Here is an 8492-nt window from a genome sequence, read left to right as displayed (position 1 = left end):
CCTCCAGCGCGGATCGCCCGCCGCCGCCGCTGATGGCGTCGAGCAGAACGGCGGCCTTTGCGGAATCGCGAAACGCGTCGACAAATTTCATCGCCTCGCTTCCTCCAGCGCGGATCGCTCGGCGCCGCCGCCGCGATCATCGGCGAGCAGCGCATGCGCGAGATCCCAAAGCATGTGATAGATCGCGACGTGACATTCCTGGACGCGATGGATGCTGTCTGTCGGTACGACAAGGCAATGATCGAGTCCAGCCGCGGCCATGCCGCCGCCGGAGCCGCCGCAAAGGCCGATCGTCTTCAGGCCCATCTCGCGCGCCTTGCGGAAGGCGAGGAGAAGGTTGGCGGAATTGCCGCTGGTCGAGAAGCCGATCAGGCTGTCGCCCGGCCGTCCATGCGCAATGATCTGGCGCAGGAAGACGTGATCGAAGCCGACGTCATTGCCGACCGCGGTCAACATCGCGATGTCGTTCGTCAGATTGACGGCGGGCAAGGCCGGGCGCCCCGCCGTCACTGGATGGAGGAACTCGACCGCGACATGGGCGGCGTCGCAGCTCGACCCGCCATTGCCCATGGCAAGCAGCTTGCCGCCATTGCGATAGGTCGCGGCGATGGTTCGCGCGGCGGCGACCACCGCGCGGCCCTCCGTCGAAAAGAACGCCTCGAAAGCCTGCGCGTGGCAGGCCGCCTTCTCCCGCACCGATGCGCAAAGCGCCGCCTCCATCGCGGCGGCGTCGGGCCGCTGTCCCGACAGGAAGGGATAGAGCGCCTGCAGCCGGATGTCCTCGACCATGTTCGTCCCTTTCGCCGCCGCCGCGCCGCGCTCCCATTTTCGCCGCCAAGCGATCCCCTCGGTCAGGCGGCCCGCCAAGCGCCTTGCCTGTCCAAGCCGACATCTCCAGATCCGACATCTCCAGATCTACGCCTCGAAGCGCCCCCGCATCGCCGCGATCTCCTGTTGCGCCTCGCCGAGTTCGGTCAAAATGCGCAAAGTCTCCAGCGCCTGGGCTTCGTCGATCCGGCTCATCGCGAAGCCGACATGCACCAGCACCCAATCGCCAACGCATTCTTCGACCGCGCGCTCGCCGAGGATGCAGGCGACATTAATCTCGCGCCGCACTCCGGCGACGTCGACTATCGCCAGTTTGCAGCGCGCGTCGGCGATGGCGACGATCTGGCCGGGTATCCCAAGGCACATGGAGTCATCCTTTGCGATCCGAAACAAGCCGAGCCGCCGCCACAACAGCCTGCCCAAGCGAAACCCCGCCGTCATTCGTCGGTGCCTTAGCCTGCAACAAAACATCAAAGCCATCCCCCTCAAGACGGACTGCGAGGGGTCAAGTTACGTTAAATCCGTGACCAGACAAAAAGATCCGCTCCGCACAATGCGCCCTCAAATACTTTCAGCCGGCGCCTCACCAAAGCGCTGGCGCTGCTTGAACATCCTGATCGCTGGCGCGGGCGCTGCAGCCAAAGTGGCGATCGCTGCGCCGCGGGGGGAGCGCCAACGGAGCCTTTGCGCCGCCAATAAAAGCGAGCCCAGCAAGCCATCGGTGGAACCAACGCTTTGAAGCGCCGTTACGCGTCCTGTGATTTCGGGTTCAGGACGATTGCGATGACCGAAGACTTGGCGACCCAAGACTTGGCGGTTGCGCCCTATGGCCGCAAGACGCAGAAAGCGCCCAGGGTGAGCGAGGTTCACGTTCTTTGGATCACGGCGGGACTCGGATGTGACGGCGATTCGGTGTCGATCACCGCCGCAAGCCAGCCGAGCATCGAAGATGTTATTCTTGGAGCCATTCCTGGCCTTCCCAAGGTGCATTTGCATAATCCTGTGCTGGCCTACGAGACGGGCGAGGAGTTTCTCGGCCCCTTTCACAGGGCCGCGCGCGGCGAGCTCGACAATTTCGTTCTCGTCGTCGAAGGCTCGATCCCCAACGAGAAGCTCAGCGGCGAAGGCTATTGGGCAGCGATGGGCGCCGATCCGACGACCGGGCAGCCGATAAAGACGACGGAATGGATCGACAGGCTCGCGCCCAAAGCCTTGGGCGCCGTCGCCATTGGCACCTGCGCAACCTATGGCGGCATCCATGCGATGGCGGGGAATCCGACCGGCTGCATGGGTCTTGCCGATTACCTCGGGTGGGATTGGAAATCAAAGGCCGGGTTGCCGATCGTCAATGTGCCCGGATGCCCGGTTCAGCCCGACAATTTCATGGAGACTTTGCTCTATCTGCTGCGTCAACTCGCCGGCCTGGCGCCAATGATCCCGCTGGATGAAGCGTTGCGGCCAACCTGGCTCTTCGACAACACCGTTCACAATGGCTGCGACCGCGGCTCCTACTATGAGCAGGCCGATTTCGCGCAGGAATATGGCTCGCGCAAGTGCCTCGTCAAACTCGGCTGCTGGGGTCCTGTGGTGCAATGCAATGTGCCCAAGCGCGGCTGGATGGCGGGGATCGGCGGCTGCCCCAATGTCGGCGGCATTTGCATCGGCTGCACCATGCCTGGCTTCCCCGATAAATTCATGCCGTTCATGGACGAACCGCCCGGCGCCCGCATCTCCAGCAATGCGATTATGCCCTATGGAGCGATCATTCGCAGACTGCGCCGCTTGACCAATACGACGCTGAACAAGGAGCCGAAGTGGCGCCACAACCGGCCCGAGCTGACTACGGGCTACCGCGGCGATTGACCTAGGTCGCATCGCCTCGCGTTGATCGGAAGCCGCCGCCGCACGGGCCTAAACAAGACCAACGCTTAGCCTCGGCGGGAGCTTCGCTTCAGGAGGAAACGACCGTGACCGAATTCGCGCGCGAAGTAGAGGGAAGAAGCGGCGCCGGGTCCGCCAAGCCCGCGAGCACATTGGTCGAGATGAATTTCGACCCGATCACCCGGATCGTTGGCAGCCTCGGCATTTACACCAAGATCGATTTCGAGAACCGCAGGGTCGCCGAGTGCCACAGCACCTCGTCGATCTTCCGCGGCTACAGCATTTTCATGAAGGGCAAGGATCCGCGCGACGCGCATTTCATCACCAGCCGGATTTGCGGGATCTGCGGCGACAATCACGCCACTTGTTCAGTCTACGCGCAGAACATGGCTTATGGGATCAGGCCGCCGGCCATTGCCGAATGGATCACCAATCTCGGCGAAGCGGCCGAATATATGTTCGACCACAATATCTTCCAGGACAATCTGGTCGGCGTAGACTTCTGCGAACAAATGGTCAGGGAGACCAATCCCAGCCTGCTGGACAAGGCGGAGCAAACCGCCGCGCCCCATGCCGCCGATCATGGCTATCGCACGATCGCCGACATCATGCGCGCGCTTAATCCATTTTCCGGCGACTTCTACCGCGAAACCCTCGTCGTCAGCCGCTACACGCGCGAGATGTTCTGCCTGATGGAGGGCAGGCACGTTCATCCCTCGACGCTTTACCCTGGCGGAGTCGGCACCGTCCCGACTGTGCAGCTGTTCACGGACTATCTGACGCGGCTGATGCGCTATATTGAATTCATGAAAAAATGCGTGCCTTTGCACGATGACCTGTTTGACTTTTTTTATGAGGCGTTGCCCGGCTATGAGGAGGTCGGCAAACGGCGCATTCTGCTGGGATGCTGGGGCTCTTTCCAGGACCCGATGAAATGCGATTATCATTATGCGAACATGGCGGAATGGGGCCGCGCCATGTATGTCACGCCGGGCGTCGTCGTCGACGGAAGGCTGGTCACGACGAGCCTCATCGACATCAATCTGCAGATGCGGATCCTGCTCGGAAGCTCCTTCTATGACGGGTGGGAGAACCGCGAGACCTTCGTCAAGCAGGATCCGCTTGGCAATGACATCGATCAGAACCACCCGTGGAATCAGACCACCGCGCCGCGGCCGCAAAAACGGGATTTCCATGGCAAATATTCTTGGGTGATGTCGCCGCGCTGGCTCGACAAGCGGACCGGCGAGCACCTCGCGCTCGACACCGGAGGCGGCGCGATCGCAAGGCTTTGGGCGACGGCGCTCGCGGGGTTGGTTGACATCGGCTATGTCAAGGCGACCGGACAAAGCGTCAAGATCTATTTGCCGAGGACCGCGCTAAAGCCCGAAGTAGAGTTCGAATGGAAGGTTCCGCAATGGAGCAACACCATCGAGCGGGATAGGGCGCGCACCTATTTCCAGGCCTATGCCGCCGCCGCGGCGCTCTATTTCGTCGAGCAAGGCCTGGCCGAACTGCAGGCCGGCCGCACCAAAACATGGACCGATTTCAAAGTGCCGGACGAAGCCATCGGCTGCGGCTTCCACGAAGCGGTGCGCGGCGTGCTGTCCCATCATCTCGTCATCCGCAAAGGCAGGATCGCCAATTATCATCCCTATCCGCCGACGCCCTGGAACGCCAACCCGCGCGACATCTATGGCACGCCCGGCCCCTATGAAGACGCCGTGCAGAACACCCCGATTTTCGAGGAGAACGGACCCGATAAGTTCAAAGGCGTCGACATCATGCGGACGGTGCGCAGCTTCGATCCCTGCCTGCCTTGCGGCGTTCACATGTTCCTTGGCGACGGCAAGACGCTGCGGACTGTGCATTCGCCTATGTTCGGCGTCGGCCGGGCCGACTTAAATGCCTGACAGGGATCGCGCGAGGCTCGATTCGTCGCTCTGCCACATCGATGTTCTGATCAAGGCGATCGAGGAGGCGCCAGAGTCGTCGGCGCGCGAGCCGGCGCGCGAATTGATCGAGATCGTTCTCGATCTGCATGCCTTGGCTTTGGCTAGAATCATGGCTGCGGCGGCGGCCTGCGAAGATCGGCGATTGCTTTCGACGCTTGCCGAGGATGCTCAAATCAAGGCGATGCTCCTGCTGCATGGCCTTCATCCGGAAGAGGCCGAAACGCGGGTTCGCAGGGCGCTCGACCGGCTCCGGCCGCAGCTTGGCGTTCAAGGCGTCGGCATCCAAAGCGGGCGCGTCGCAGTGGAGGCCGGCCGGCTCGTCGTTCATGTGTTCGCGCATGCTGGAGGCGATGGCGAACAAAGGCGCGCGTGGCGCCGCGAAATCGAACAAGCGTTGTTGGATGCTGCGCCAGATCTCGAAGAGATTGTCATCGTCGGTCTCGACGACGTCGACAGTCCCGCCTCCCCCGATAACGATCTTTCGCGCGCCGCGTTGGCGCGAGGGTGAGAAGCGAGCCGCAAAGAGCCAGAGCAGAGGCAAAATCCGGGGGTGGAGCCAATGGTCGGGGAAGCGGAGGCGCATTCGGGTTGGGCGGCGCGGCTGCGGCGATTCGCTTGTCCCCCGCCGATGGAATATTGTGAATTCTGCCGGGCTGAGATTCCGGCGGAGCATGCGCATCTCCTCGATGTCGCCGGCCGGCGCCTCGCCTGCGCCTGCCGGACCTGCGCCCTGGCCTTCGCGGGGCGCGTCGACGCGGCCTATCGCGCCGTGCCTTCGCGCGTGCAAGCGATGCGGGAATTTTATCTGACAGATTCGGAATGGAGCGGCTTTCACATTCCAATCGACATGGCTTTTCTGTTTCACAGCACGCCGCAGGCGCGGCCCATCGCGCTTTATCCCGGCCCGGCCGGAGCCGCGGAACAGGCGCTGAGCGTCGACGCTTGGTCGATGCTGATCGCCAATAATCCAACCCTGGCGGATCTTTCGCCCGATGTCGAAGCCTTGCTCGTCAATCGCTTGCGCGGGCGGCGCGATTATTATCGCGCCTCGATCGATCATTGCTATGCGCTGGTTGGATTGATCCGCGCCAATTGGCGCGGCCTCTCCGGCGGCGGCGAAGTCTGGGACTTGATCGATTCATTTTTCGCGCGGCTCCGGCTCGATGGCGATGGTCTGGCGGAGCAGCGCCATGATTGATCTCGATATCTCAGTGGAGAGCGTTGCGGTGGAGGCCTACGCGATCGCGCCGCTGCTTGTCTTCAAGCTGAAGGTGACCAACACGGTCCCGACGGTCCCGGTGCAGAGCTTGATGCTGAATTGTCAGATCCGCATTGAGCCGGCGCGCCGGCAATATGGGCCGCGCCAACGCGATCGGCTGAAGGATCTTTTCGGCGAGCCGGAGCGCTGGGGCCAGACGCTGCAAGGCTTTCTCTGGACTCACGCCAGCGTCGCGACGGCGCCATTCGCCGAGGAGTGCAGCATCGATCTGCCGGCGCCCTGCAGCTATGATTTCAACATCGCCGCGACGAAATATTTCCATGGGCTTGAGGAAGGCGAGGCGCCGCTTCTCCTGCTGTTCAGCGGCTCGGTCTTTTATCGCGATCCGGAAGGGCAATTGCAGGTTGCCCAGCTTCCTTGGAGCAAGGAGGCCGCCTTTCGGCTGCCGGTGGAAACCTGGCGATCCATGATGGATCATTATTATCCCAACTGCGCGTGGCTTTGTCTGCGACGCGACGTGGCGGAGCAGCTTTATCGCTACAAGCGACAAGGCGGCCTCCCAACCTTCGAGCAGGCGTTGGAGAAGCTGCTGGCGGACTCATCTAAGGACGCATTGACATGAATCTGGAGCGCGTGAAGGAGATCGCCGCGGCGGTCCTTTACGAGGGCTATCTCCTCTATCCCTACCGGCCCTCCTCGATCAAGAACCAGCAGCGATGGACGTTTGGCGGCGTTTTTCCAAGAGACTATGTCGCCTCTGGCGGCTGCGACTCTTGCTACATGCAGGCCCAATGTCTGCTGCGCGGCGGTGGGCAAAGCAGCATCGAGGTTCGACTCCGATTTCTGCACCTGATCGCGCGCGAAGTCATCTTGCTGAATGGGCCAGCGGAGAAAGCGCCCTATGAGTGTGCGAGCGCGTGCGACGGCGGCGCCTTCGCGCCATGGGAGGAGGCGCTCGAACGCGAGATCGTCGCGCCGGCGACGACAATCGCGCAATTGCTGGACGCCCCGGCGCGGATCGCCTTCGCCTTTCCGCGCCAATGCGAACAGGAGCTCTTCCGCCAATCGGAGCAGCGATTCGGCGTCCGTATCCGGACCGGACAAGAACTCGAAGGGGCGCTTGAAATCAGCGTGGAGCCTGTCGCCGACGCGATCTACCGGCTGACGGCGCGGGTCGAGAATCTCACCCCGCTCGAGCCGGCCGAACGCGAATGTCGCGACAAAGCGCAACGGCGCGCCTTCGCCTCGACCCATGCGATTTTAAGCGTGAGCGACGGCGCGTTCATTTCCTCGATCGATCCTCCCGATGAACTGCGCGCCGCGGCGGCGGCCTGTGAAAACCAAGGCGTCTGGCCGGTGTTGGCCGGCGATGAAGAGGCAAGGGATATGGTTCTGGCCTCGCCGATCATTCTTTACGATTTCCCGCAAATCGCGGCGGAGAGCCCGGGCGATCTGTTCGACGCCACCGAGATCGATGAAATACTCATCTTGCGCATTCTCGCCATGACGGATGCGGAAAAGCGCGAAATGGCGGGCGCTGACGAAAGGGCGCGCGCGTTGCTGGAGCGGACGCAGGCGCTTGGTCCCGAAGAACTCGCCAAACTTCATGGCGCGCTTCGGGAGCCGCGCTTGGGCGCTCTCAAAGCGATGCCGCCGTCCGCCGCGCATTCGATCGATGGCGTCCGGCTGAGCGTTGGCGATTGGGTGCGGCTGCGCCCGAAGGCTGGCTGCGACATCATGGATCTCGCCTTGAAGGATAAGGCCGCCGTCATTGAAGCCATCGAGACCGATTTCGAAGATCGGGTTCATGTGGCGGTGACGCTCCTTGACGATCCCGGCCGGGACCTTGGGCTGGGTCGCTATCCCGGCCACCGATTCTTCTTCGCGCCCGAGGAGGTCGAGAGTTTCGCCGCGGGGCGCCGGACATGAGCCGGATTCTGGTCGCCTGCGTCGGCAATATCTTCCTGGGCGACGATGGGTTCGGCGCCGCTGTCGCGCAAGCGCTGGCGCGACGCCGGCTTCCGGCGGGCGTGAGCGTGGTCGATTATGGAATTCGCGGCGTGGACCTGACCTATGCGCTGCTAGAAGACTACGCCTATGTGGTGCTCGTTGACGCGGTCCGGCGCGGCGGGCGGCCCGGCTCGGTTTATCTTATCGAGCCGGAGCGGCTCGCCGGAGATCCTGCGCCTGAGGATCTCTTGATGTCGCCGCACGACCTCGACCCGGCGAAGGTGCTTCGCTTGGCCGCCGCCATGGGCTCCGGCTGCCGCCGGGTTTTCCTCATCGGCTGCGAGCCGTTGCGTTTTGGCGGCGAGGAAGAGGGGTTTGCGGGTGAAGGGCTTCTGGAACTAAGTCCGCCGGTCGCCGCGGCGGTGGACATAGGCGTCGCCATGGTTGAGGATGTGATTGGAAAGCTGCTCGAAGCAGAACGGGTTCCCTGACGCATCGGCGCCTTGCGGGCGCCAGTGAGCAAACGGAGCGTGTCATGAGTGGTTGGGCGATTTTCGGGTTGATTCTCTTGGCGCTGGTGATCGGCTTGATCGCCATGAATCTACGGGATCTGATCCGCTATTTGAAAATACGGTTCATGTAATGCCGTGGAGGTCTCG

Annotated in this window: 9 protein-coding genes; 7 read left to right on the top strand and 2 right to left on the bottom strand. The window is 62.6% G+C overall.

The genetic code is table 11. The features are described from left to right. Window positions 1–87: 87 nt before the first annotated feature. Together DL86_RS14150 and DL86_RS14145 are read right to left on the bottom strand one after the other, a co-directional pair. Window positions 88–867 (bottom strand): D-sedoheptulose-7-phosphate isomerase, encoded by a 780-nt coding sequence (locus DL86_RS14150; protein ID WP_342585872.1) that lies wholly within the window; start codon window positions 865–867, stop codon window positions 88–90. A gap of 48 nt (window positions 868–915) precedes the next feature. Further along, window positions 916–1194 (bottom strand): HypC/HybG/HupF family hydrogenase formation chaperone, encoded by a 279-nt coding sequence (locus DL86_RS14145; RefSeq protein ID WP_036262771.1) that lies wholly within the window; start codon window positions 1192–1194, stop codon window positions 916–918. 417 nt (window positions 1195–1611) lie between these two features. Between DL86_RS14145 and DL86_RS14140 the strand changes: the two genes are divergently transcribed. The 7 genes from DL86_RS14140 (at window position 1612) to DL86_RS14110 (ending at window position 8324) form a co-directional block, all read left to right on the top strand. Continuing rightward, complete coding sequence (locus DL86_RS14140) at window positions 1612–2691, top strand: NADH-quinone oxidoreductase subunit B family protein (protein WP_051953470.1); 1080 nt, start codon at window positions 1612–1614, stop codon at window positions 2689–2691. Window positions 2692–2795: 104 nt separating this feature from the next. Further along, window positions 2796–4622, top strand: coding sequence for a nickel-dependent hydrogenase large subunit (locus DL86_RS14135; RefSeq protein WP_245276382.1), 1827 nt, complete (start codon window positions 2796–2798; stop codon window positions 4620–4622). Beyond that, window positions 4615–5172: a hypothetical protein gene (locus tag DL86_RS18835; protein ID WP_051953467.1), complete on the top strand. Its 558-nt coding sequence runs from the start codon at window positions 4615–4617 to the stop codon at window positions 5170–5172. The genes DL86_RS14135 and DL86_RS18835 overlap by 8 nt, the downstream gene beginning before the upstream one ends. Before the next feature lie 51 nt (window positions 5173–5223). Beyond that, window positions 5224–5862: a DUF5947 family protein gene (locus DL86_RS14125; RefSeq protein ID WP_036262719.1), complete on the top strand. Its 639-nt coding sequence runs from the start codon at window positions 5224–5226 to the stop codon at window positions 5860–5862. Next, the gene (locus DL86_RS14120) at window positions 5855–6505 is read left to right on the top strand and encodes a DUF6084 family protein (protein ID WP_036262760.1); all 651 of its coding nucleotides are present in this window, start codon (window positions 5855–5857) and stop codon (window positions 6503–6505) included. Before DL86_RS14125 ends, DL86_RS14120 begins: the two co-directional genes overlap by 8 nt. Further along, a complete protein-coding gene (locus DL86_RS14115) occupies window positions 6502–7812 on the top strand; it encodes a hypothetical protein (protein WP_036262717.1) in 1311 nt (436 codons plus the stop codon). The genes DL86_RS14120 and DL86_RS14115 overlap by 4 nt, the downstream gene beginning before the upstream one ends. Continuing rightward, a complete protein-coding gene (locus DL86_RS14110; protein WP_036262715.1) occupies window positions 7809–8324 on the top strand; it encodes a hydrogenase maturation protease in 516 nt (171 codons plus the stop codon). The genes DL86_RS14115 and DL86_RS14110 overlap by 4 nt, the downstream gene beginning before the upstream one ends. The last annotated feature ends 168 nt before the right edge of the window (window positions 8325–8492 follow it).

This window comes from Methylocapsa aurea (assembly GCF_000746085.1).
Taxonomy (GTDB): domain Bacteria; phylum Pseudomonadota; class Alphaproteobacteria; order Rhizobiales; family Beijerinckiaceae; genus Methylocapsa; species Methylocapsa aurea.
This window is presented reverse-complemented; position numbering and strand designations above follow the sequence as displayed.

Coding starts and splice junctions, on each gene's coding strand:
- DL86_RS14145 (WP_036262771.1), bottom strand. CDS start 1,194: ATGTGCCTTGGGATACCCGGCCAGATCGTCGCCATCGCCGACGCGCGC.
- DL86_RS14140 (WP_051953470.1), top strand. CDS start 1,612: ATGACCGAAGACTTGGCGACCCAAGACTTGGCGGTTGCGCCCTATGGC.
- DL86_RS18835 (WP_051953467.1), top strand. CDS start 4,615: ATGCCTGACAGGGATCGCGCGAGGCTCGATTCGTCGCTCTGCCACATC.
- DL86_RS14125 (WP_036262719.1), top strand. CDS start 5,224: ATGGTCGGGGAAGCGGAGGCGCATTCGGGTTGGGCGGCGCGGCTGCGG.
- DL86_RS14120 (WP_036262760.1), top strand. CDS start 5,855: ATGATTGATCTCGATATCTCAGTGGAGAGCGTTGCGGTGGAGGCCTAC.
- DL86_RS14115 (WP_036262717.1), top strand. CDS start 6,502: ATGAATCTGGAGCGCGTGAAGGAGATCGCCGCGGCGGTCCTTTACGAG.
- DL86_RS14110 (WP_036262715.1), top strand. CDS start 7,809: ATGAGCCGGATTCTGGTCGCCTGCGTCGGCAATATCTTCCTGGGCGAC.